At 63.4% G+C, this 23,558-nt stretch carries 21 protein-coding genes and 1 other RNA gene; 13 read left to right on the top strand and 9 right to left on the bottom strand.

Annotated features, from left to right (window positions below; translation table 11 throughout):
• Positions 1-41: 41 nt before the first annotated feature.
• Both CIT25_RS04560 and CIT25_RS04555 read right to left on the bottom strand, forming a co-directional pair.
• A complete protein-coding gene (locus CIT25_RS04560; RefSeq protein WP_095483374.1) occupies positions 42-836 on the bottom strand; it encodes a thymidylate synthase in 795 nt (264 codons plus the stop codon).
• A gap of 145 nt (positions 837-981) precedes the next feature.
• Positions 982-1,293, bottom strand: coding sequence for a DUF2853 family protein (locus CIT25_RS04555; protein ID WP_095483373.1), 312 nt, complete (start codon positions 1,291-1,293; stop codon positions 982-984).
• Between the two features lie 169 nt (positions 1,294-1,462).
• Between CIT25_RS04555 and ssrA the strand changes: the two genes are divergently transcribed.
• Both ssrA and CIT25_RS04545 read left to right on the top strand, forming a co-directional pair.
• Positions 1,463-1,821: a transfer-messenger RNA gene (gene ssrA, locus CIT25_RS04550) on the top strand.
• 134 nt (positions 1,822-1,955) lie between these two features.
• Positions 1,956-2,504 carry an AAA family ATPase gene (locus tag CIT25_RS04545; protein WP_095483372.1) on the top strand — a complete coding sequence of 183 codons (549 nt, stop codon included), beginning with the start codon at positions 1,956-1,958 and terminating at the stop codon, positions 2,502-2,504.
• 65 nt (positions 2,505-2,569) lie between these two features.
• Here the strand turns inward: CIT25_RS04545 and CIT25_RS04540 are convergent, their stop codons facing one another.
• Entirely contained in the window at positions 2,570-3,775 is a 1,206-nt protein-coding gene (locus CIT25_RS04540; RefSeq protein ID WP_095483371.1) for a multidrug effflux MFS transporter, read from the bottom strand.
• 165 nt (positions 3,776-3,940) lie between these two features.
• On the opposite strand from CIT25_RS04540, the gene CIT25_RS04535 reads away from it, so the two are divergent.
• From CIT25_RS04535 to CIT25_RS04520, 4 genes are all read left to right on the top strand, one after another.
• A complete protein-coding gene (locus CIT25_RS04535) occupies positions 3,941-4,630 on the top strand; it encodes a TetR/AcrR family transcriptional regulator (RefSeq protein ID WP_095483370.1) in 690 nt (229 codons plus the stop codon).
• A gap of 118 nt (positions 4,631-4,748) precedes the next feature.
• Positions 4,749-5,282: an SspB family protein gene (locus CIT25_RS04530; protein WP_095483482.1), complete on the top strand. Its 534-nt coding sequence runs from the start codon at positions 4,749-4,751 to the stop codon at positions 5,280-5,282.
• A gap of 18 nt (positions 5,283-5,300) precedes the next feature.
• On the top strand, positions 5,301-5,546 hold the full coding sequence (locus CIT25_RS04525; protein WP_095483369.1) for a DUF4169 family protein: 246 nt from the start codon (positions 5,301-5,303) through the stop codon (positions 5,544-5,546).
• Positions 5,547-5,566: 20 nt separating this feature from the next.
• Positions 5,567-5,797: a ribbon-helix-helix domain-containing protein gene (locus tag CIT25_RS04520; RefSeq protein WP_095483368.1), complete on the top strand. Its 231-nt coding sequence runs from the start codon at positions 5,567-5,569 to the stop codon at positions 5,795-5,797.
• A 6-nt stretch (positions 5,798-5,803) separates the two neighbouring features.
• Here the strand turns inward: CIT25_RS04520 and CIT25_RS04515 are convergent, their stop codons facing one another.
• The 3 genes from CIT25_RS04515 to CIT25_RS04505 all read right to left on the bottom strand — a co-directional run bounded on the left by CIT25_RS04515 (position 5,804) and on the right by CIT25_RS04505 (position 12,026).
• Positions 5,804-9,883 (bottom strand): AsmA family protein, encoded by a 4,080-nt coding sequence (locus tag CIT25_RS04515; protein WP_095483367.1) that lies wholly within the window; start codon positions 9,881-9,883, stop codon positions 5,804-5,806.
• Between the two features lie 103 nt (positions 9,884-9,986).
• Positions 9,987-10,508, bottom strand: coding sequence for a hypothetical protein (locus CIT25_RS04510; protein WP_095483366.1), 522 nt, complete (start codon positions 10,506-10,508; stop codon positions 9,987-9,989).
• A gap of 105 nt (positions 10,509-10,613) precedes the next feature.
• Positions 10,614-12,026: an FAD-binding oxidoreductase gene (locus CIT25_RS04505; RefSeq protein WP_095483481.1), complete on the bottom strand. Its 1,413-nt coding sequence runs from the start codon at positions 12,024-12,026 to the stop codon at positions 10,614-10,616.
• 106 nt (positions 12,027-12,132) lie between these two features.
• On the opposite strand from CIT25_RS04505, the gene CIT25_RS04500 reads away from it, so the two are divergent.
• On the top strand, positions 12,133-12,621 hold the full coding sequence (locus tag CIT25_RS04500) for a thioesterase family protein (protein ID WP_095483365.1): 489 nt from the start codon (positions 12,133-12,135) through the stop codon (positions 12,619-12,621).
• Between the two features lie 250 nt (positions 12,622-12,871).
• Positions 12,872-13,069, top strand: coding sequence for a hypothetical protein (locus tag CIT25_RS04495; protein ID WP_006335908.1), 198 nt, complete (start codon positions 12,872-12,874; stop codon positions 13,067-13,069).
• Positions 13,070-13,110: 41 nt separating this feature from the next.
• Here the strand turns inward: CIT25_RS04495 and CIT25_RS04490 are convergent, their stop codons facing one another.
• Positions 13,111-13,590 carry an Lrp/AsnC family transcriptional regulator gene (locus CIT25_RS04490; RefSeq protein WP_095483364.1) on the bottom strand — a complete coding sequence of 160 codons (480 nt, stop codon included), beginning with the start codon at positions 13,588-13,590 and terminating at the stop codon, positions 13,111-13,113.
• Between the two features lie 89 nt (positions 13,591-13,679).
• On the opposite strand from CIT25_RS04490, the gene CIT25_RS04485 reads away from it, so the two are divergent.
• Positions 13,680-14,585 carry an EamA family transporter gene (locus CIT25_RS04485; RefSeq protein WP_095483363.1) on the top strand — a complete coding sequence of 302 codons (906 nt, stop codon included), beginning with the start codon at positions 13,680-13,682 and terminating at the stop codon, positions 14,583-14,585.
• Here CIT25_RS04485 and CIT25_RS04480 read toward each other — a convergent pair whose 3' ends face one another.
• The gene (locus tag CIT25_RS04480) at positions 14,586-15,491 is read right to left on the bottom strand and encodes a dienelactone hydrolase family protein (protein WP_095483362.1); all 906 of its coding nucleotides are present in this window, start codon (positions 15,489-15,491) and stop codon (positions 14,586-14,588) included. It lies immediately after the preceding gene.
• 211 nt (positions 15,492-15,702) lie between these two features.
• On the opposite strand from CIT25_RS04480, the gene CIT25_RS04475 reads away from it, so the two are divergent.
• From CIT25_RS04475 to CIT25_RS04465, 3 genes are read left to right on the top strand one after another with little or no spacing between them, the layout of a single operon-like run.
• The gene (locus tag CIT25_RS04475; RefSeq protein ID WP_095483361.1) at positions 15,703-17,076 is read left to right on the top strand and encodes a cytochrome P450; all 1,374 of its coding nucleotides are present in this window, start codon (positions 15,703-15,705) and stop codon (positions 17,074-17,076) included.
• 10 nt (positions 17,077-17,086) lie between these two features.
• Positions 17,087-17,881 (top strand): SAM-dependent methyltransferase, encoded by a 795-nt coding sequence (locus tag CIT25_RS04470; protein ID WP_095483360.1) that lies wholly within the window; start codon positions 17,087-17,089, stop codon positions 17,879-17,881.
• 48 nt (positions 17,882-17,929) lie between these two features.
• Complete coding sequence (locus tag CIT25_RS04465) at positions 17,930-18,181, top strand: hypothetical protein (RefSeq protein WP_101954435.1); 252 nt, start codon at positions 17,930-17,932, stop codon at positions 18,179-18,181.
• A 9-nt stretch (positions 18,182-18,190) separates the two neighbouring features.
• On the opposite strand, the gene CIT25_RS04460 is transcribed toward CIT25_RS04465, so the two are convergent.
• Entirely contained in the window at positions 18,191-20,503 is a 2,313-nt protein-coding gene (locus CIT25_RS04460; RefSeq protein ID WP_095483359.1) for a glucose/quinate/shikimate family membrane-bound PQQ-dependent dehydrogenase, read from the bottom strand.
• A gap of 253 nt (positions 20,504-20,756) precedes the next feature.
• Here CIT25_RS04460 and CIT25_RS04455 point away from each other — a divergent pair, with 253 nt between their 5' ends.
• Positions 20,757-23,447: an ATP-dependent helicase gene (locus tag CIT25_RS04455; protein WP_095483358.1), complete on the top strand. Its 2,691-nt coding sequence runs from the start codon at positions 20,757-20,759 to the stop codon at positions 23,445-23,447.
• Positions 23,448-23,558 lie beyond the last annotated feature (111 nt).

The following is a 23,558-nucleotide window of genomic DNA, read 5'->3' as shown; positions in this document are numbered from 1 at the left end:
GCGATTTGAGACAGGATCGGGAAAAGCCCGATGTTTGCGGCTCACACCGCGATCGGCGCCTTGATTGTCGCATCGGCGAGGTAGTTTTCCAGCCGGAAATCCTCGAAGCGGAAGGCAAAGAGGTCCTTCACCTCCGGATTGATCCATAGCGTCGGCAGCGCCTTGGGCGTGCGGCGCAACTGTTCGCGCGCTTGCTCGAAATGATTCGCATAAAGATGCGCGTCACCCAGCGTATGGACGAAATCGCCGGGCTTCAGCCCCGTCACCTGCGCCACCATCAGAGTGAGCAGCGCGTAGGAAGCGATGTTGAACGGCACGCCGAGAAAGATATCGCCGGAACGTTGGTAGAGCTGGCAGGAGAGCCTGCCCTCCGAGACATAGAACTGGAACAGGCAATGACAGGGCGGCAGCGCCATGGCTTCCACTTCGGCCGGGTTCCACGCCGAAACGATCAGCCGTCGGGAATTAGGATTCTTGCGTATCTCCTTCAAGAGATTGGCAATCTGGTCGATGGCGCCGCCATGGCCGTCCGGCCAAGAGCGCCATTGCTTGCCATAGACCGGGCCGAGGTCGCCATTCTCGTCGGCCCATTCGTCCCAGATCGAGACGCCGTGGTCGTTGAGATATCTAGTGTTGGTGTCGCCCGCCAGGAACCACAGAAGTTCATGCACGATCGACTTCAGATGAAGCTTCTTGGTGGTGGTGACCGGAAAGCCGCGCGCAAGGTCAAAGCGCATCTGGTAGCCGAACACCGAGCGCGTTCCGGTGCCGGTCCGGTCGCCGCGATCGGCGCCGTTTTCCAGCACGTGCTTCAAGAGGTCGAGATATTGGCGCATCGGCTTCGGCTCGATTCGGGTTACCGGCCATCATAACCGACTGGCTGCCGGCCGAACATATTAAAGCGCAGAATGCTCCAACAAACAGTTACACTCTGGGGCTGGCGCGAAAATCGCGCCAGCATCCGCCGCTGCAGGATGATCCTCAGAGGCTGGCGAGCTTGCCCAGGTCCTTGGCGACCAGGTAATAGAAGGTCACACGGCTCTTGGTGTTGTCGGCCTCCATCGCCTTGCAGGTCTTTTCGATGGCCGCGTCCGCCTTGCTGCCGTCGGCGATGCCGAGCTTTTTGGCAACCCAGTTGGCCTTGACGCGATCGAGTTCCTTGGGATCCGTGCAGGACACCAGCGAGGAATCCCGATTTCTGAGCGCAATGCCCAAATGCTTCACGATCTTGGCGACCGCGTCGGCATCTGCCGCGGCGTCGTACTTCTTTACGTCTGCGAAATAATCGGCCATCAAATTTCCCCTCGTCGGCGCCACGGGATCCGGTCGATGAGGGTTGTGGCGCGCTGCCGCAAAATGTGCGCTAAGTCGGTAACGCCTCACCGCCGCAAAGCTTCGGTTGAGGCCGTTCACAAGTCAAGCCTTCGCGATGCCGTTTGACTCAGCGACAAAGCATCATTGAGGCCTTTCATTTTCCACGATCGGTCCCTATATCTGTTTGGTCGGCTTGACCGACTATGGCGATAAACAGGCGATGAAATAAGCCGTTCGGACCCGGGGGCGGTACCCGGCGCCTCCACCAAAAACCGCTCTTGTTGAAGAGCGGCTTTTGCTGGGGGCGAAATAGGATCGACGAAGGTGTAAAGATCGTACTTTTGCCCGGCATTGTACCACCGTTATCGGGCTAAACTTATAGTTGCCAACGACAACTATGCGGAAGCACGTCTCGCCGCGTAAGCGGTGCGATAGCTTCAATTCAAGCCCTAGTGGTTCGCACTTCTAGGCGGGGTTCGGAGGTACCTGGCAACAGAAACCTCCACTTCTCCCCCTTCGATTTCCCCCTTTCGATATTATGACGACAGCAGGCTTGTTGGCCGCGCTTCTTGCTGCGCCCCGTCGCGAAGCTGTCTTGCTGGCAAGTGCGGGCTGCCGCATTCATCCAAAGGACCAAAAGAATGCAAAACGATTCCGATCGATTCTTCGTGCTGACCGGCGGTCCGGGTTCCGGCAAGACCACATTGATCGAAGCCTTGCGGACGGCCGGCCTCGCCACCTCGCCCGAAGCCGGACGCAGCATTATCCGCGACCAATCGGCGATAGGCGGCCTTGCCCTGCCCTGGCAAGATCCGGCACTGTTCGCCGAACTGATGCTGTCCTGGGAAATGCGTTCGTATCACGCAGCGCTCGAACAGAACGGCCCCGTCTTCTTCGATCGCGGCGTGCCGGACACCCTTGGCTATATCAGGCTAACTGGCCTGCCGGTGCCCGGCCACGTCAGGAATGCCGCCGAACGCTTCCGCTACGCCAGTCATGTCTTCATCGCACCACCTTGGCCGGAGATCTTTCGGCAGGACAGCGAGCGAAAGCAGACCCTCGACGAGGCCGAACGCACCTATCATGCGCTCACCAGTGTCTACACGGAATTGGGCTACGAGCTGATCCCGTTGCCCTTGGCGCCGGTCGAGGCGCGACTCCGATTTATCTTCGCCGAGGCAGGCTTGTAGCTTGATCTCAGACGTTAAAAAGGCCGGGAATGACCGGCCTTTTTCTGTCGTCGATAGCGATTGCTTTATTCGGCGGGCGCTTCGACAACCTCTCGACCACGACCGAGCGTCACCTTGGCCAGCGTGAAGGAGATCACCGCGCAAAGCGTGATGCCGGCCACCATCGGCAGCGGTGTGCCGTCGAAGAACACCCCGGCGATGCCCATGGCGACCGCACCGATGGCGAAGTGCAGCGTGCCCATCAGCGCCGAGGCCGTGCCGGCGATCGCGCCATGCTCTTCCATGGCCAGCACCGAAGTCGTCGGGATCACCAGGCCGAGGAACCCGTAGCCGACGAACAGCAGCGCCGCCATCACGTCGAGCCGGTCGACGCCGGACGCCATCACGGCGAACAGGACCACCATCGTCGTCGCATAGCCGACCACCGCGACCCGCACCACGGGCCTTAGCCCGAACCGTTCCGACAGCACCCCCGTCAACTGCGACATGCCGATGAAGGCGACCGCGTTGATCGAGAAGAACACGCTGTAGACCGACGGCGATAGCCCGTAATGGTCGATCAGGATGAAAGAGGAGCTCGATAGATAGACGAAGAAGCTGGCGATCCCGAAGCCGCCGATAGACGCCAGGCCAAGGAAGTTGCGGTCGCCCATCAGGAAGCGATAGGCGGAGAGCGCGGTGCCAAACGAACTGCCTGCGCGCGCCTCGACCGGCCGCGTCTCCTTGAGCGAGGTCGCCAGCAGGATGGTGGCGAGCACCGCCCCACCCGTCACCGTCCAGAACACGGCACGCCAGCCGAAATTCTCGATGATAACGCTACCGGTCAGCGGCGCCAGGATCGGCGACACCGAAAACACCAGCATCAAGAGCGACATCAGCTTGGCAGCGTCGGTGCCGGTATGCAGGTCACGCACGATGGCGCGCGGCACCGCCATGCCTGCGCTGGCGCCGAGCCCTTGCAGGAAACGGAAGGCGATCAGCCATTCGACAGAGGGCGCCAGCGCCGAGCCGACGCCGCCGACCATGAACAGTGCGAGGCCGCCATAGAGCGGCAGCTTGCGCCCGACCATGTCGGAGATCGGTCCGACGACGATCTGGCCAAAGCCCATGGACAGAAAGAAGATCAGCAAACTCATCTGCACGGCAGCGGTGCTGGCCTGCAGATCCGCGCCGATCGAAGGCAGCGCCGGAAGATACATGTCGATGGCGAACGGACCGATCGCGGACAACAGGCCGAGCACGACCGCGATGCGGAGGAATTGGGGATTCATGATAGCAGGTTCTTTCAAATCTGGTTTGCCGCCGACCGGCGTGTAATCCTAGGACGTTCCATCCCATGGAATTCCGACTTCTTCTGCGGAGGGAAACCTCTTCAATCTAAGTCCATAAATTTAGACACTCTTGTCTAATTCGTCAATCACCTCTATATAGTTTTTATGAAAGCCAACGCTTCTCCTGACACCATCCCGCCACGCGGCCACGAGGCCAAGCGCATCTCCATCATGGAGGCTGCCGGCGAGGTGTTCTGCCGCGAAAGCTTCGCCGGCGCCAACATCGACATGATCGCCGCCGAGGCCGGCGTTTCGCGCCAGACGATCTACAACCACCATGGCGACAAGGAGAAACTCTTCGTCGCCATCGTCCGCGACCTCACCGAGCGTTGCAATGCCGGCATCTTCGCCACCATTTCCACCTTTCCCGACCAGCCCAAGGACCTCGAGGCCGATCTGATCGCCTTCGCCGTGCGCATGAACCGCAACTGTGTCTGCAACCGCGATGGAAAATTCCTGCGCAAGCTGATCCAGACCGAGGGCGAGCGCTATCCCGAGCTCTTCGCCGAATGGCGAGAACAGGGACCGGGCAGGACATGGCCAGCGATCGCCGCCCGCTTCGCCCGCCTCGCCCATGCCGGTTTCCTCGACATCGATGACCCTGATGTCGCGGCACGCCAGTTCCTGGCTCTTGCCAATGCCGAATTGCAGACGACCTTCATGCTCGGCGGCACGCCTGATGACGACGAGGTGCTGCAATCGGCGACACACGGCGTGCGCACCTTCCTGCGCGCCTTCGGCAAGCGGCAGCCGGCTGCCGATGCGCAAAAGCACAGCGCACTCGCTGGCGCATGAGCGATCAAATCTGAGGCATGCCCTCTCGCATCTGCCCTCCCGGCGTCTATATCCGGTTTACGCCGCGCTCAAGCTTGATTACAGCTATGCAGACGATTCAATGGAACCCGACAGCCACATGGCCGACGACCACATCCGCTACGACATTCTGGCCCAGGAGGCATTGCGCGGCGTCATGCGCAAGGTCCTGGCCGAGGTCGCGCGCACCGGCCTTCCCGGCAACCATCATTTCTTCATCACTTTCCTGACCGGCGCCCCGGGCGTGCGCGTGTCTTCCCGCTTGCGCGAGCGCTATCCCGAACAGATGACCATCGTCATCCAGTTCCAGTATTGGGACCTGAAGGTGACCGACACCGGCTTCGAGGTCGGGCTGTCCTTCTCCGACGTGCCGGAAAAACTGGAAATCCCGTTCTCGGCCGTGCGCGGCTTTTACGACCCGTCCGTCAATTTCGAGCTCGAATTCGACGTGAAGACGGAGACCTCGGCGGATGAGGAATTGGCCGGCCAGCCCGCTTCCGAACCACTGGCCATCGTCGCCGAGAAAAAGCCTGAGAAGAAGAAGACCACTGAGGCCGAAAAGAAGCCTGCCGCGGCCGACGCCGCCGCCAAGGGCGCCGAGGTGGTTTCGCTCGACGCCTTCCGTAAGAAGTGATCCGACGGGCCGCGCTACATGGCCGACATCGTCAACCTCCGCCAGGCCCGCAAGCAGAAGGCACGAGCCGACAAGGAGCGCCTGGCCGAACAGAACCGGACGCTGCACGGCCGTTCCAAGGCCGACCGGGAGCGTGACCGTCTGATCGCCGACAAGGCAGAGAAATTCGTCGCCGGCCATCGCCGCAAAACCTCGAGCGATCCGGATTCCCCCAACATCGGACCGAAAAGTGCGCCGCGGTTTTCGGACAAATCCGATGCTTGAAGTGAAGTGAGTCACGCCCGGTGAGCCCGGTCGAGAAACGCTCGGTGACCATACGCGGCCATCGCACCAGCTATTCGCTCGAAAAGCCGTTTTTCGACGATCTCGTCGCCATTGCGGCAGCGCGCAAACTGACGCTCGCCGCCCTCGTCGCCGAAATCGACGAGGCCCGGCCGCGCGATGCCAACCTGTCATCGGCACTCAGGCTCTACGTCCTGGATTGGGCAAAGCGAGGGATGAAAGGTTCTTTGTAGGTAGATCTACCCCCCGCCCAGCGACTTCAGCAGACTGTCGATCGACGAAGGTTCAAGCTTGGGTTTTGGCGCGAATTCTGCTGGCGGTGGGTTGTCATTGGCCGGCGGCGGGTGAGGCGCGCGCTCCACTTTCTGCGCCCGCGCCGCGGCGGCCCTACGTTCGGCGGCGACCCTGCGTTCGGCGTCGAGTTTGGCCTTTTCTTCCGAAGCGATCCGCATCGCCTCTTCCGCCTTCCGGCGTTGCTGTTCTTCGGCCTTCGCCGCCTCGTCCGCCGCTTTTTGCGCCGCCTTAGCCTTCACTTCGGCTTCAGCCTTCGCCTTGGCATCCGCCTCGGTCTTGGCTTTGGCCTCCGCTTCAGCCCTCGCCTGCGCATCCGCCTTGGCTCTCGCTTCCACTTCAGCCCGCGCCTTTGCCTCGGCTTCAGCTTTCGCCTGCGCATCCGCCCTGGCCTTCGCCTCTGCTTCGGCCTGAGCCTTTGCCTCGGCTTGAGCCTTTGCCTCGGCTTCAGCCTTCGCCCTCGCATCTGCCTCGGCTTGCAGCCGCGCCGCTTCCTGCTGCTTGCGCAATTCCTCGGCTGCCCTGTCACGCTCGGCCTGCAGGGCCGCGTAGTAGCGCACCTCGCGCCGCAACCGCTGTTTTTCAAGCAGTGCCGCCTGCATGGCCTCGACCCGCTGCTGCTCCTTTTCAAGTGCGCGCTGGGTCAGAAACTGCGCCAGCGGCTCACTGTCGAATTGCCGCTTCGCGGCGCCAAACGGCCCATCGACGCTGAAATTCACAGTCGGATCGGAGCCGACCAGCGCTTCGTCGCCGGGCCGATAAGTGATCGAACCACTGGTGGCGACCGTGCTGGCATTCAGGTCCGCCGTGATGTCGGCGGACAGCGTCGCCGCCGGATTTTCAAGATTGACCGGCGGTGCCCTCAGCGTGCCGCCGGCAATTGTGAAGGCAATGTCCGTATCCCCAGCCGGAAAACTGCCGTTTGCGGCGATCTGCGGCGCGAAACCGGCGGTCTTGGCCGCATCGATATCGCGCCCGATCGCGTCGGCCTTGGCGATGAAGGCGCCAAAGGCGTCAGGATTGACGCCGGCAACAGTCAAGCCCTTCAGCGCCGCCGTGCCGGAACCGGACAGCGCCGCAATCATCGCATCGACCGATTTGCCGCTGGTCGAAAGCGTCGCCGAGAAATCGCCGCTTCCGCTGATGCCGGCCTGTGGCACTACGGTGGCCAGATCGGCCCCGGCAAGTTTCATCTGGCCGGAGAAAAGCCCGGTGCCGTCATTGTTCTTCAGCTCGAATAGCCCGGAAAGCGCACCGCCGGAGAACTTTGCCTTGAGGTCCGAGACGCGGATGCCTTCCTGGTCGAGCTTCAGCGAAAGCGCCGCGTCATAAGCTGTGGCAAACGGGCCGGCGACCAGCGATGCCGTGGTCAGGTCGAGTTCGGCGGTGAACGGCAGGCTGGACTTCCGGCCGAATGGGGCGGTCGGCCAAGCCCCACCGGTGCTCAGCAAGGCCTGGTCGCCAAACAATGCCACCGCCATCGGATCGAGATCCAGTTCATCGAGCGCCAGCGCGCCAGCAAGATGCGGCACCCCGTCCTTGACGTCGACATTGACGTCACCTGAAACCGCCGCCTCGTTGATGGCGCCGCTGAGGCCGGACAACACCAGAAGGCCATTGCCGAAGTCGGCGTCGGCCGCAAGCCACGTCGACATGCCTGTCCCCATGCTCGGCAAGCCGACGCCTGTCGTCATCAGCCAAGGCTCGATGTCGGAAGCTTCCAGGCTGACCTTGCCCTTGGCGGTGGGGCCTTGTGGCGTGCCGGCGACCGTCCCGTCGAAGCCGGCTTTGAAGTCGTCGCCGGCGAGGCTGAAGCTCGTCATCATGCCGCCGCCAAGCGTGCCTCTTGCCGAGACGTCGGTGGTCGCCTCGCCAACCATGCCGAGCGGCAGCGCCGGCAGGCCGTAAAGCGCTAGAAGCGCGGTTGCGTCGGCATTCCTGGCGTTGAACGTCAGCGACACCGGTGCCTCGAAAAGCCGATCGGCTACTCCTTTGCCGGACAGCGACGCCGAAAACGCCGAGCCGCCTGCCTTGCCTTGCGCGCTGACCGCCAGTCCCGTCGTGCCATCGCCATTGGCGGCGGCACTCGTCACCAGATCGACCCGCGCATCCTGGAACAGCTCGGGATAGGCCGCCCCACGCGCTGCCAGCCCCTTCAGCACGGCGTTGCCCGGATAGTGCTGCGCCGCGACATCGACCAACGGCTTGAGGTCGACGGCGACCACGGAGGCATCGAGCTTGCCGGTCGGGCTCGCTGGGAAATCCTTGATCCGGCCGGTGGCGCTGATCGAGGCGCCGGCAAGCCCGCCAACCGAGAGCCGGTCGATTTCGAGCAGACCGTCGCGCAATCTCAGCGCCGTATCGACCGTATCGGCGGTCAACCCGCCGGCATTGACCGGCCCAGCCTTGATCTGGAAATCGAGGTCGCGGTCGGAAAAACGGTTGGCACCCTTGTCGCTGATGAAGATCGAGGCGAAGGCGGCGAGGCCGTCGACATCGAGCTCGCCACCTTCGAGCCGCATCAGCACCGACGGCCTGGCATCGTCGGGCTGGCTGGAATCGATGCGGCCCGAAAATTTCGCCTTGCCGAGAACGAGCTCGAGGTCGCTGAAGGCCTGGCGCTTGCCGGTCAGGTCGACCTTGGCCTTGAAGCCGGCGGCCGGCAGCCGGCGGATCGCCTCGTCGACATCCTTCGACAGCCAGGCGGCAAAGCCGGAAGGCTGCCCCACGGCCAGAAGCAGCGAGCCGGTGAAGCCGAAATGATCCTCGACGCTAAGCATGCCGTTTGCTTCCAGCCTAGCGCGGCCGGGCAGCGTCGCGGCCAGCGACTTCACCGACCAGCCGGCATCGGCCGGCTCGGCGGAAAGGCGGACGTCGCGAACCGTCGTGTCGCCGGCCACCACCGCCGGCAGCTTCACCTCGACGGTGCCCGGTATGGTCGGCTTCGGCAAATCGAGCAGCGCCTGCTCCAACGCCGCGACACGCGCCGACAGCGTCAGCCCAGTGCCGGCCGCGGCACCAACCGCCTCATCGAACTGTACCTGCGCGCCATTGGCCTCGATCGAAAAGCGAGGGTTCGGCCCAAGCTCGACGGCAGCCTTGCCGTCGGCGGTGTAAGGATTGTCGAGCGGCCCGGTCTCGAAGCGGAATTCATCGACACCAAGCTTCCGGTGGTCGAGCGAGAATTTGCCGTTCAGCCTGAATCCCGGCTCCGGCTTGCCGGCGCTGGCCTTTATCGTCCCACTGTCCGCGCCGTCAATCAGCGCCGAACTCTTGTCGGCGCTATTCTTGTCAGAACCTGCGACCTTGAACTGGCCCGAATAGATCGCGGCGCCGTTGACGATACCGGCATTGCCGTCGGCCTCGACGACCAGCGGATAGGCATCCGGATCGGCCTTGAGCCTGAGCCGCATCTGCCCGTCGCCGCCGGCCCTGCCTGTGGACGCGATGACAGTGCTGCGCAGGCCGTCGAGCCGTAGCGAGCCGTCCATCCGCCAAGGCCCGGCCAGCGATTTGGCAGAGATCGTCGAATTGATCTCGGAAATGAGATGGCTGCGCCCGCCGGCGGCATGGCGCAGCGCGATCTCTCCGTCCGTCACCGTCAGCTTCTCGATCGAGATCTGGCCGGGATCGAAGGGCGACGACGGGCGTATCGCCCAGTCGACCGTGCCGTCGGCGGCAATGTCGATCGTCGCCTTCGGCCGCACCAGCCGCATGTCGAAAATCAGTACTTCGCCGCTCAGGAAGGGCGCCAGTTCCGCATCCATCGAAAAAGTCTCGACGGTCATTGCCGGCTGGCCGGCAGGACCGCCGGCAACAGTGACGTTCGAAAAGGTCACCGAGGGAAACGGCAGCAGCCTCGCCGTCGCATCGCCCTGAACGGTTACCTTGCGGCCCAGAATGGCGCTCGCCTCGCGCTCGAAATCGGCACGGTAGCCCGTCCAGTCGATAAAATACGGCACCACCAGCGCCGCACACAGCACCAGCACGAAAAGGCCACCGAAGATCACGAACAGGCGTGCGAGCATCAGCTCCGAAGCAGTTGATTGAAAATCAGCCGCACTCTACCCGCATCCGCGTGTCGATAAAGTGGCAATTTCTCAAACCGGCCGGCTTCCGGCGCGCGGAAACTCAGCGAGCGTCGCGCTTTGCCTGCGCCACCTTGGCCGCCTTGCGCTGCCGGCCGAGTTCCATCGGCCGAACCAGGTTCGGCGCCCTCTGGTTCACCACCGCCCGCATGCCTTTGTGCGCGGTACGCGTGTTGAACTCGGGACCGTCTGCCGCAGCACCTTGCTTCATGGACAGCGCCATGCGTGCATTGTCGACCAGCGAAACACGCGCCGCCAACTGGCGGCGGCGTTCGGCCTCGCCATTGAGCCGCCGCATGGCCATCGCCAGAACCTCGAGCTTCAACTGCGAGCCACCGTCGGCCTTCGAGGCGCCGGCTCCCTTTGGCGCACCCTTGCCGCGTATCTCGCGGCGGCGGCGATGCGCCTCGCCCTGCGCCTTGTCGCGCCGCTCTCGCAACAGCTTGACCAGGCCGGCAAGCTCGGCGTCGGCAAGATCCTGCACCGCCGGATGGTGCGATTTCTCGACGAGAGCATGTTCGTCGGCGCTCAGCGCCCGAGCCTCTTCCTTGCGTGAAATCGCCATGACACCATTCCTCCGTCTGTGACGCCTGCCTCAAAACCTCATGTCCTTGGAGCCTCGGTCCAAATGGTGGTGCGGTCAAGCCGAGCACCATTTCGATTTTCGTCACTATGCCGCGGGCAGTATCTTGCCAGGGTTCATGATGTTCTGCGGATCGAGCGCCTGCTTGATCGTGCGCATGATGTCGACGCTGTGGCCGAGTTCGTGGCGCAGGAAGCCGACCTTGCCTTGCCCGATGCCGTGCTCGCCGGTGCAGGTTCCATCCATGCCGATCGCCCGCATGTTCAGCCGCGCGACAAACTCTTCCGTCGCGGCGATTTCCTTGGGATCGTCCACGTCCATCAGCACCAGCACATGGAAATTGCCGTCGCCGGCATGGCCGACGATCGGCGCGATCAGTCCCATTTCAGCGATGTCGGCCTCGGTCTGCGTGACGCATTCGGCAAAGCGCGAGATCGGCACGCAGACATCGGTCGACAGGCCCTTGGCGCCCGGCCGCAGCGTCAGCGACGACCAATAGGCGTCGTGCCTGGCCTTCCACAGCTTCGTCCGCTCCTCGGCGACGCTGGTCCACAGGAACGGGCCGCCGCTATATTCCTCCGCGATCATGCCGAAGGTCTCGGCCTGTTCGGCAACGCCGGCGTCGCTGCCATGGAACTCGACGAACAGGCATGGGCTCTCCGGATAGTCGAGCTTCGAATAGCTCTTCATCGCCCGCATCTGCAGCGCATTGACCAGTTCGATGCGTGCCACCGGAATGCCCATCTGGATCGTCGCGATCACCGCGTTGCAGGCCGCCTCGACGCTGGGAAACGGGCAGACGCCGCTGGAAATCGCCTGTGGAATGCCCTGCAGCTTCAGGGTCAGCTGGGTGATGATGCCAAGCGTGCCTTCAGAGCCGATCAGGAGCCGCGTCAAATCATAGCCGGCCGAGCTCTTTTTCGCGCGCTTGCCGGTCGTCACCGTCTCGCCGTCGGCCATCACCGCCGTCAGCGACAACACATTCTCGCGCATCGTGCCGTAGCGCACCGCATTGGTGCCCGACGCCCGCGTCGCCGCCATGCCGCCGAGCGATGCATTCGCGCCCGGATCGATCGGAAAGAACAGGCCGGTGTCGCGCAGGTGCCGGTTGAGGTCCTCGCGCGTCACACCGGGCTCGACCGTGCAGTCGAGATCCTGCGGGTTGACCGCAAGGATGCGGTTCATCCGCGACGTATCCAGCGAGATGCCGCCGCCCGGCGCATTGGTGTGGCCTTCGAGCGAGGAGCCGACGCCGAAGGCGATCACCGGCACGCGGTGCGCGGCGCAGGCCGACACGATCTCCTGCACCTCCGCCGTCGTCTCCGGAAACGCCACGCCATCCGGCGCCTGCGTCGGGATATAGGTGGTGGTGTGTGCGTGCTGGGCGCGAATCGCCTCGCCGGTCTGGAACCGCTCGCCGAGCCGCTGCTTGAGGATGCCAAGCACGGCGGCAATCCCTTCTTCGTTGCGCTCGACCGGATTGAGGTCGCTCAAAGCCATCGATTCCTCCGCGAATGGACCAGCATTCACGCTTGTCATGCATTTAATGATGATGCCTAGTCTCACCAACCACACCCTGTCCAGCGCCAGAACAAGGAAGTCTTCGATGCCGATCCCTGCCCCTTTCGTTTCCCGCCCCATGGACATCGAGAAGGACTGGATCGACTACAACGGCCATCTCAACATGGCCTATTATAACGTGCTGTTCGACCGTTGCTCCGACGAAGCGTTCGAAATGATGGGAATGGGGATGGAGGAGTATGTGAAGCAGCGGCGGCTGACCATCTACACGGCCGAAGTCCATGTCTGCTATGTCAGGGAGCTGCATCTCGACCACAAGGTCATAGTCTCCTTCCAGCTCCTCGATCACGACGAAAAGCGGCTGAGAGCCTATCAGGAAATCCGCCATGTCGACGGCTGGCTCGCCGCCACTTCCGAATCGCTGTCGCTCCATGTTGACATGTCTGGACCGAAAGTGGCGCCCTTTCCGGCCGATGTGCTGGCCAAGATCGAGGCCATGCGCGCCGCTCATGCCGCGCTGCCGATGCCGGAGCGCGCCGGCCGTTCGATCGGTATCAAGGCGCGCCGCGGTTAAAAGTGTTCCGAGGGCAATGCTAAGCCATTGTTTTCATGCGTGTCGTTGCCCTAAAGCCACTATCCGCTGTTGACTGACAGCCATTCGTCGTAAGCCGGCTTGAACCGCGACCCGACCGCCGTTAACCTTACCGAGGTTTTAACGTGAACAAGCCGAATTGAGGCGTTGAACGACTCAGCACGGCGGTCGAGAACCGTCCCTATCGAGTTGCGATACGGGCGGCTGGGCGGAAGCGGTTCGGGGAACGTGCATGAAAACCGACATCAAGGTCGAGGCGGACAGGCTAGCGGCCGACCCACGCATTAGCGACTATGACTTCTGGCGCTCACTGAAGAACCTCAACAACGAGATCTTTCACATCGCCAACAACAACGAGCCGATCCCTTTCGCCATGATCCGCTGGCGCGCCATACTGAAGCAAGCGCGGATGAAACGCGGGCACGCCTGATCGGAGGTCACGCCGAGGCCAGCATTGCCCTTCCCTGAGAATCAAGCCGACCCCTTAAGCGCTCCCAGCGGCGAACGCGCCACCACCGGTGACGACTGAATAATCGCGGTGTTGGTCATCGCAAACGGAATGATGCGGTCGATCACTCGTTCGAGCTCGGCCACCGAGCCGACATGCGCCAGCGCGATGAAACAGTCCTCGCCGGTCACCCGGTCGCACTGGGCGATTTCCGGCAAATCGCGGATGATCTCGGCCACCACAGCCAGTTGCCCGGGCACCGGCCTGATCCGCAGCCATGCCGATAGTTTCATGCCGAGCGCGGCCGGATTGATCCGCACCGTGTAGGCCTCGATCACGCCGCTCTCCTGCAGCCGCCGGATGCGCTCGGCCACGCTCGGCGCCGACAGGCCGACCGAGCGCGCCAGTTCAGCCGTGCTGGTGCGCGCATCCTTTTCCAATAGGCGCAGGATTTTCAGATCCGCCGCATCCAGGTCGGCATTTTCGTTTCGAAGGCGTTTCAACGAAAAATCCTTGGCATTGGAAGATCAATGGTCTCTTTGGTTGATCATTATCCATATAAACCGGAAAGAAAGCCTGCGATAGTGATCCAATGGATGATTCAGCGCAAGCCCCCGCGGCAAGCCCTGCCCTCGCCGGCCCTGCCTTTGGCAAGCTGGCGACCTCGCTGCCGCCGCATGTCTGGTTTGGTGTCAGCGCCGTGTTCCATTATCTCGGGCCGGCTTTCGCCGTGCTGCTTTTCCCGCATGTCGGCGTGCTCGGCATGGCCTGGCTGCGCATCGTCACGGCCGCCCTGGTCTTCGCGCCAATGACCCGGCCGTGGACGGTCTTTGCCCGCGCCGACCGGCCGACACGACTGTTGCTTCTGGCCTTTGGTGCTTGTCTGGGCGTGATGAATTGCTCCTTCTACCTGGCGCTCGACCGGTTGCCGATCTCGCTGGTCGCGGCGATCGAATTCGTCGGCACCATCGGTGTCGCGCTGGTCGGCGTCAGAAGCCCGCGCAATCTCGGCGCGCTTGCCGTTGCGGTCATCGGCACCTTGCTGCTGATCGACGTCAAATGGTCGAGCGACCCGATCGGCCTGTTCTGGGCCTTCCTCAACGGCGCCCTGTTCGTTGGCTACATCGTGCTTGGCCATCGCGTCGCCCGCGCCGGCGCTGGCGACGGCATCGCCGGCCTTGGTGCCGCCATGGCGGTGGCCTTCCTCATCGTGCTGCCGATAGGCTTCAGCGATGCGTTGCCGGCTTTCTCGGCCCCGCCACTGCTCATCGCCGCCATCGGCGTCGGCATCTGCTCGTCGGTCATCCCCTATATCTGCGACCAGCTTGCCATGTCGCGGCTGCCGCGATCGAGCTTCGCGCTGATGCTGTCGTTGCTGCCGGTCACCGCCACGCTGATCGGCGTCATTGTGCTCCGCCAGATACCCAGCCCCATCGATTGCCTCGGCATCGCGCTGGTGGTGGCCGGCGTCGCTTTCCACAAACCGGCAAATGTCTGATCAGGCCAGCTTTTCCCTGAGGAAGGTGCTCGTCCGGCCCCAGGCGAGGTCCGCCGCGTTCTTGTCGTAGCGGGCCGCGGATGTGTCGTTGTTGAAGGCATGATTGGCACCTTCATAGACATAGACCGTGTACTCGATCTTGGCTGCATCGAGTTCCTTCTTGAAGGCGTCGATACCGGCATTGATGCGGGTGTCGAGCCCGGCATAATGCAGCAGCAGCGCCGCCTTGATCTTCGGCACATCCTCGGCCTTCGGCTGCATCCCGTAATAGGCGACGGCGGCAGCCAAATCCGGCGTGTTGGCAGCCAGTGTGTTCACCGTGCCGCCGCCCCAGCAGAAGCCGACCGCGCCGACCTTGCCGTTGCCATCCGCGTAGCTCTTGAGGAAAGCGACCGTTGCGACCGCATTGGCGGTGGTCTGCGCCGGATCGAGCTTGGAAAACTGGTCACGCGCCTTGTCTTCGTCGGCCGGCGTGCCGCTGAGCGGCGACAGGAAGTCCGGGGCGAGCGCCACGAACCCTTCCAGCGCCACGCGCCGCGCCACATCGCGTATATGCGGGTTGAGCCCTCTGTTCTCATGCACGACGATGACGGTGCCGAGCTTGCCGGATTGGCCGGCTGGCTTGACCAGATAGCCCTTCATCTCGCCACCGCTGCCGGGATAGCTGATGTCCTCGCCCGTCACGCGTGAATCGTCCTCGGCAACGATCGCCGCCCGGGCTGAATTCGCCGCCAGCAGTGGTGCGATTGCGGCGGCCGCCGCACCTGATCCGGCAAGCCTGGTCAACTGTTCCATGAAGCGCCGCCGGTCGAGCGTCAGATGCGTGTATTCATCATAGGCGTCGATCATCGCCTGGGTAATGGCGGGTCTCGTGACGGCTGGGCTGGCAGGGCTCGGTTTCGTCATGGCGCGCTCTCCTCGGCTTCTGGAAATACTCCCGCCGCGCAACATAGGGTAGAAGCCGGCATGATCCAGTCACGGATGAGTGAGGTCCCAGCACGCAGCGCGCTCCACAATGTCGGTCGGCCTGCATTAGCTATGGACCGCCGGAGCGTTTTCCTTAGGATGTCCAAGGGGACATCCGTAAGCTTGCGGCTATGTCGAGCTTGGGTGGGGCATGCTGGCATACAAAGTGGGGAAATGGCGCACGCTCGGGCTGATGGCCCGTTTCGCGGCCGAGCCGCTGACGGCAGCGCGTAACGCGCATCGCGCCTTCGGCCTCTTCATCCGCGCTGACTACCCGCACTCGACCGCGGCAAAGCCGCGCCGCGTCTTCATGATCGCCGATGCCGAACTCTACAAAACCATGCTGTCCGATACCGAGACTTGGCGCAACGTCCAGATCAGTGCGACCAGCAAAAGGTCGGGCGCCTCACAACGCCTGTCCTACGGCATGACGAGACTGCGCGGCGAACGTCATGAGCACTATCGCAAACTTTTCGCACCGCCGCTGAAGCGACCAGCCGTCATGGCGATGAGCCCTGAGATGGCGCGGATCGCCGCTGAACAGGTCGCGAGTTGGCCGCTCGGCGCCGCCTTTCCGCTGACAGAGGCCGCAAAGACGATGGCCAAGCATTTGGCGATCGGCCTTCTCTTCGGCGACGACCACCGGCGCGCCATGCCGATCGCCGAGATGATTGCGCGGGCGATGCAGGCGAGCTGGATCGTCCCCACCCCCGCTTTCTTCCGCTGGCTCCGCGAGGCCGAGGGTCAGGAACGCGCCATCCTTTCCTGGGCGGAGGAAAAGCGCGGCAACAAGGACGCGCAGGACATCCTGTCGATCCTCGTCAACAACACCGACGAGGTGGGCAAGCCACCCTCGGTCGAACTGATCGGCGGCATCGTCAGCTTCGTCTTCGGCGCTGCCTATGACACCTGCCAGAACGCGCTGGCCTGGACCGTGATCCTGCTCACCCAGCATCCGGACGCCATGGCAGGACTGGTCGCGGAGATCGACGCGGCAACCGGCGGCAGGCCTGCTACAATGAACCGGATCGGCACGCTGCCGCTGCTCGACGCAACGATCAGGGAAGCGATGCGGCTTTTCCCGCCGGTGCCCTTGCAGATGCGCAGGGCGACCAGGACGACGATACTGGGCGCAGAGCCGATTACCCGCGGCGATCTGGTTTTGATCAGCGCCATGACGATCAACCGCGATCCATCGCTCTATCCCGATCCCGACAGCTTTCGGCCGGACCGCTGGGCCACAATCCGGCCATCGCCGTTCCAGTACACGGTATTCGGCGCAGGCGGCCACATGTGCCCCGGCGTCACCTTCGGCCTGCAGATGATGAAGATCGCGTTGGCCACCATCCTGTCGAAGCGCTCGGTGGAGCTGTCGCCGGCAGCGCGGATCGCCTACCGCACCAGAGTAACCCTGGCGCCGATCGGCAACGTCGAGGTGATCATGCGCCCGCGCGGCGAGGCTGCCCGTTCGGGCCGGGCGACCGGCCGGTTCCGCGAGCTCGTCGTGATCCCGGCACTGACATAGGAAACTGCCAATGGTCGCGCAGCAGAAAATGATCCGCATCTACGACCGGGTCATGAAGAGCAGCAAGCAGCGCCGCTACTACGGCGGCAGCGGATTCTACAATTTCGGTTACTGGGCGACGGGCGCCACGTCGCAGCGCGAAGCCAGCGAAGCGCTTGTCGACACGTTGCTGGCGCGGCTGCCGAAGAAGGACGGCCGCATCCTCGACGTCGCCTGCGGGCTCGGCGCATCGACGAAACGGTTGCTGCTGTCCTATCCGCCGGAGGCCGTCACCGCCATCAACATCTCCGCCGCCCAGGTTGCGACGGCGCGCCAGAACGCTCCCGGTGCAATGGTGCTGCAGATGGATGCCGTCAAGCTCGCCTTCGCCGACGAGAGTTTCGACGCGATCATCTGCGTCGAGGCGGCCTTCCATTTCGATACGCGTGCGGCTTTCGTCGCGGAAGCCTTCCGGGTGCTCAAGCCCGGCGGCGTGCTGGTGCTGTCCGACATCCTGTTTCGGGGTTTCACCTCTACAATCTCTGATCGCCTTGGCGTGCCGAAGGCCAATCTGGTCTCCGACATTGCTTCCTACCGAGTGCTGTTCGGCGTGGCCGGCTTTCAGGACGTCAAGGTAGAAGACGCCACCGACAATTGCCTTGGCGGCTTCCGCCGCAGCCTCGTCGCGTGGCCGGCATCGGAACGGGCGAAAGGCACCATGAGCCTGAAGTCCAGCCTCGGCACCGCCATCGTCTGCCGGCTCATCGCCGGTTATTTCGGCGCTGTCGCCAAGGCCTATCTGCTGGTCTCGGCGCGAAAGCCGTAACGCGATCGCGCCACGCCGTCATCACGTTTTTGTAATTGATGGCAAATCTTGACGTTCCTGCCACAATATAAAGGAAAGCTGCTGGTGGTGACGTCGCCCACGCTGGCTGGCTCTGACAAGAAGGAACAAACGCGCATGACCTTCCCCACCCCGATCCTCGTAAGCGCATTCGTGCTTGCCGGCGCTGCCCTACTGACGCTGCGGTCCGCAGCCTTCGCTGCCACCAGGCGATCGATGGTCAAGGTCCGCAGCAACCGGCGCCGGCCTGCAAGCAGCGTGAAAAGCAATCCTGGCCTCTGAAAGAACTCTCTACTTCGGCAGCGTGTAGGCCATCACATAATCCCCCGGCTTGGTGCCGACCGAGCCATGGCCGCCGGCGACGATGACCACGAACTGGCGTCCATCGGCGACCGTGTAGGTCATCGGCGTCGACTGCCCGCCGGCCGGCAGCCGGGTCTGCCAGAGCTGCCTGCCGGTCGTCAGATCATAGGCGCGCAAGAAGTCGTCGACCGCAGCACCGAGGAAGGCGACGCCGCCGGCGGTGATCATCGGCCCACCGATGCCCGGCACGCCGACCTTGAACGGCAGCGGCAGCGGCGTCATGTCGTAGACGGTGCCGTTGCGATGCTTGTAGACGATCTTGCCGGTCCTGAGATCGGCGCCCGCGACATAGCCCCAGGGCGGTGCCTGGCAGGGGATGCCGAGCGGCGACAGAAACGGCTTCAATATCACTGCATAAGGCGCACCTTCATTGCGGTTGAGGCCCTGTTCGCTGCCTTTGGTATCGCCCGGCGGCGGCACGTCCGCGCGCGGCACCAGCTTGGAGATGAACGCCAGGTATGTCGGCATGCCGAACATCACCTGCCGGACCGGATCGACCGCCACGCCGCCCCAGTTGAACGTGCCGAAATTGCCGGGATAGATCAGCGAGCCTTGCAGCGACGGCGGCGTGTAGCGGCCCTCGTAGCGCAGTTTCAGGAACTCGATCCGGCAAGCCAGCTGGTCGAACATGGTGATGCCCCACATGTCGGCCCCGGTCAGCGGCTTCGGATTGAAGCTCAGGTCCGAAACCGGCTGCGTCGGCGAGGTGTGGTCGCCCTCGATCGCGCCGCCCGGCGCCGGCACTTCGTTGATCGGGACGATCGGCTCGCCGCTGCGCCGGTCGAGCACATAGAGGTCGCCCTGTTTGGTCGGCCCGACCAGCGCCGGCACGACGCCGGCAGCCGTGGTGATGTCGACCAGCGTCGGCTGCGCCGGCACGTCCATGTCCCATAGATCGTGGTGCACGGTCTGCCGCACCCACCGCAATTGGCCGGTATTGAGATCGAGCGCAGTGATCGAAGAGGAGAATTTCTCGTCATTGGCGCTCCGCCCGGCGCCGAGCTGATCCGGCGTCTTGTTGCCGAGCGGCACATAGAGCAAACCGAGCTTCTCGTCGGCGCTCGCGGTCGACCACATGTTGGGCGAGTTGTTGGTATAGGTCTGATCCTGTGCCAGTGGCGTCGTCTGGTCCGGATTGCCCGAATCCCAGTTCCAAATCAGGGCGCCGGTGTCGGCGTCGAAGGCACGGATGACGCCGGACGGCTCCTGCGTTGAATAATTGTCGTTGACCGCGCCGCCGACGATGATCTTGTTGGCGACGATCAGCGGCGCCGACGTCGAATAATAATAGCCCGGCTTCGGATATGGCATGTTGGCGAGCAGGTTCAACGTGCCGCCTTCGGCAAATGTGGGACAGACCTGGCCATTCGCGGCGTCGAGCGCGATCAGCCGGGCGTCGGATGTCGGCAGATAGACGCGTGCTGCACAGGGCTGGCCGGCGGCGATTTTGGCATCGGCATAATAGGACACGCCGCGGCACGTCTGGTGCTGGCGGTCCTTGTCCAGCTTGACCTGGGGATCGAAGCGCCATTTCTCCTTGCCGCTCGCGGCATCTATGGCAATGGCGAAATTGTGCGGTGTGCAAATGTAGAGCGTGTCGGCGACCTTCAGCGGCGTCACCTGATAGGTTGTCTCAGTGACGTCGTCGGGCCCTTTTACATCGCCGGTGCGATAGGTCCAGGCCGGCTGCAAATTGGCAACGTTCTCGGCGGTGATCTGATCGAGCGGCGAATAGCGCTGGCCATACTGCGTGCGACCGTAATAGTGCCATTCGCCGGCTGGCACGTTGCCGCCGAGGTCGGCCGTCGGCGTCACCTCATCCGTATTGAGTTCGCCGGCAATATCCTTTGGATCGGTTGTCATCGAATAGCCGGCGACGGCAAGCGACGCCAGCACCGCGAGGATCAGCGGCGCGCGTCCATCGGGACCGGTGAGCCCGCGCCGCGCCCACGGCGTCGATAGCCACAACGCGATAAGCACGATGATGCCGCCGCGCGGACCGAGTTCCCACCAGTCGAAGCCGATTTCCCAGACCGCCCAGCAGAGCGTGCCGATGACGATCGCCGCGTAAAGCCACAGCGCCATGGATTTGCGCCTGTAGAGCAGCCAGCCAGCGACGAGGAAGGCGATGCCGGCAATGATGTAGTACCAACTGCCGCCCAGCGAAGCTAACCAGATGCCGCCGCCGCCAAGCGCCAGGCCGATGAGGAAAAGGATGAGGGAGGTAATGACGACAGCCAAGACGATGCTCCTTCGACTGGTGCGCGCTTCGCAACGCGTCTATGGGCAACCCGGCATTGCGTTCCTGCCCCGAGCACAACTTTCTCCGGCCCGCCGTGGCTGTCAAGCAAGCTCCGCGTTTTAGGCGTGGACCCACAGCAAGCTCGACGTTTTGGGTCGCGGACCCATCCAGATTGTGGTTCTACGGACTGGACAGAGAACAAAACGGAGACACTTCTGGCCTTTCGCTGCCGAATCACTACATTCGGGGGAGATGTCCGGCTTTTCGGAAGATATGCCTTTTTTTGACGAACCGAACGCGCGGCCCGTGGCCCCGTCGGGCATTGCTGCGCGCGCCATGGCTGCCCGCAGCGGCCACAACAATGCGCCCGATTATCTGAACGGGCTCAACCCCGAGCAGCGGCTCGCGGTGGAAACCACCGAAGGCCCGGTTCTGGTGCTGGCCGGCGCCGGCACCGGCAAGACGCGCGTCTTGACCACCCGCATCGCCCACATCCTTGCCACCGGCAAGGCCTTCCCGTCGCAGATCCTCGCCGTCACCTTCACCAACAAGGCCGCGCGCGAAATGAAGCAGCGCATCGGCCTCTTGATCGGCGAAGGCAATGTGGAAGGCATGCCGTGGCTGGGCACCTTCCACTCGATTGGCGTGAAGCTCTTACGCCGGCACGCCGAACTTGCCGGGCTCAAGTCCGACTTCACCATCCTCGATACCGATGATGTCGTGCGCCTGATCAAGCAGCTCATCCAGGCCGAAGGGCTGGACGACAAGCGTTGGCCAGCCAAGCAGTTCGCCCAGATGATCGACGGCTGGAAAAACAAGGGCCTGGGCCCCGCCGATATCCCCGAGGGCGACGCCCGCGCCTTCGCCAACGGCAAGGGCCGAGAGCTCTACAAGGCCTACCAGGAGCGGCTGAAGACGCTGAACGCCTGCGACTTCGGCGACCTCCTGTGCCATCCGATCCGCATCTTCCGCGCCAACCCGGACGTGCTGAAGGAATACCATAAGCGCTTCCGCTACATCCTCGTCGACGAGTATCAGGACACCAACACCGCGCAGTACATGTGGCTGCGCCTTTTGGCGCAGCGGCCACAATCCTCCCCCCTTGAGGGGGAGGTGCCCGCGAAGCGGGCGGAGGGGGTTGCCGCAGAAGGCACCGCCAGAGCGTCGAGCACTGCCGCACGGACCCCACCCGGCCGGGCTTTGCCCGGCCACCCTCCCCTCAAGGGGGAGGGAAGCCCGCGCCCGGCCACGGTTAATATTTGCTGCGTCGGCGACGACGATCAATCCATCTACGGCTGGCGCGGGGCCGAGGTCGACAACATCCTGCGCTTCGACAAGGACTTCCCCGGCGCCACGATCATCCGGCTGGAGCGCAACTATCGCTCCACCGCGCACATCCTCGGCACCGCCTCCCACCTCATCGCCCACAATGAAGGCCGCTTCGGCAAGACGCTGTTCACCGAAAAAATCGCGGAAGACGATGAGAAGGTGCATGTCCATGCCGCCTGGGATTCCGAGGAGGAAGCCCGCGCCGTCGGCGAAACCATCGAAGCCTATCAGCGGCAGAAGCACAATCTCAACGACATGGCCATTCTTGTCCGAGCGTCCTTCCAGATGCGCGAATTCGAGGACCGTTTCGTCACGCTCGGCCTCAACTACCGCGTCATCGGCGGCCCGCGCTTCTACGAACGCCTCGAAATCCGCGATGCGCTGGCCTTCTTCCGCGTCGTCGCGCAAGGCGCAGACGACCTTGCCTTCGAGCGCATCGTCAACGTGCCGAAGCGCGGGTTGGGCGAAGCCACCATCCGCCAGATCCACGATACCGCCAGGGCGCTGCGCATCCCGATGCTGGAGGCCGCCGCCAAGCTCGCCGAAAGCGACGAGCTGAAGCCGAAGCCGCGCGCCGCGCTGCGCGAGGTATCAGCCAATTTCGAGCGCTGGCAGAAGGCGCTGGAAACCACGCCGCACACCGAGCTGGCCGAGACCATACTGGAGGAGAGCGGCTATACCGATATGTGGAAGAACGACCGCTCGGTGGAAGCTCCCGGCCGGCTGGAAAACCTGAAAGAACTGATCCGCTCCATGGAGGAGTATGAGTCGCTGCGCTCCTTCCTCGAACATGTCGCACTCGTGATGGACGCCGAGCAGAACGCCGAGCTCGAGGCCGTCAACATCATGACGCTGCATTCGGCCAAGGGCCTCGAATTCGAGACCGTGTTTCTCCCTGGCTGGGAGGAAGGCCTTTTTCCACACCAGCGCGCGCTCGACGAGGGCGGCCGCTCCGGGCTCGAGGAAGAGCGCCGCCTGGCCTATGTCGGCCTGACCCGCGCCAAGAAAAACCTGCATTTGTGGTTCGTCTCCAACCGCCGCATCCACGGCCTGTGGCAATCGACGATCCCGTCGCGCTTTCTCGACGAACTGCCGGAAGCCCATGTCGAGGTCGCAGAGAGCGGCAACTCCTATGGCGGTTACGGCAATTCCTATGGCGGCGGCTCGTTCGCATCCGGCCGTGGCGGCCAAGGAGCAGGAAGGCAGAACCCCTATGGCGCCTCGCGTTTCGACAATGTCGGAGCCGAGAAATCCGGCGCCTTCTCCAACACCTATGCGACGCCGGGCTGGCAGCGCGCGCAACAGAACCGCACCGAGGCAACCGACCGCAACTGGGGCTCGCGCTCCGGCCATCAGGTCGAGCGCATCGGCTATGGCGAGACCGACTCGGGCTATGGTGCCGGCCGCACCAGCGTAAAAGGCCGGACCATCGACGGCGAGCTGGTCGCCAAATCCGTCGCTGACACGCCCTCCGCTTTCAGTGTCGGCGACCGCGTCTTCCACCAGAAATTCGGCAACGGCAACATTTCGGCCATCGACGGCAACAAGCTGACCATCGACTTCGACAAGGCCGGCCAGAAACGCGTGCTGGACGGGTTTGTCACCGGGGTGTGAGAGACAGCAAAATCAATAAAAGAGCTGGATCAGACGCACGCCGACCCTCGCCTCGACATAACTGTTCCAGGCAGGCGGGAGTCCTGGGCACCTCCCAGCCTGGGAAAAGAT

Source organism: Mesorhizobium mediterraneum (assembly GCF_002284565.1).
In the GTDB taxonomy this organism is placed as follows: Bacteria; Pseudomonadota; Alphaproteobacteria; order Rhizobiales; family Rhizobiaceae; genus Mesorhizobium; species Mesorhizobium mediterraneum.
Note: the sequence above shows the minus strand (reverse complement) of the source record. Positions and strands in the feature narration are given on the sequence as shown.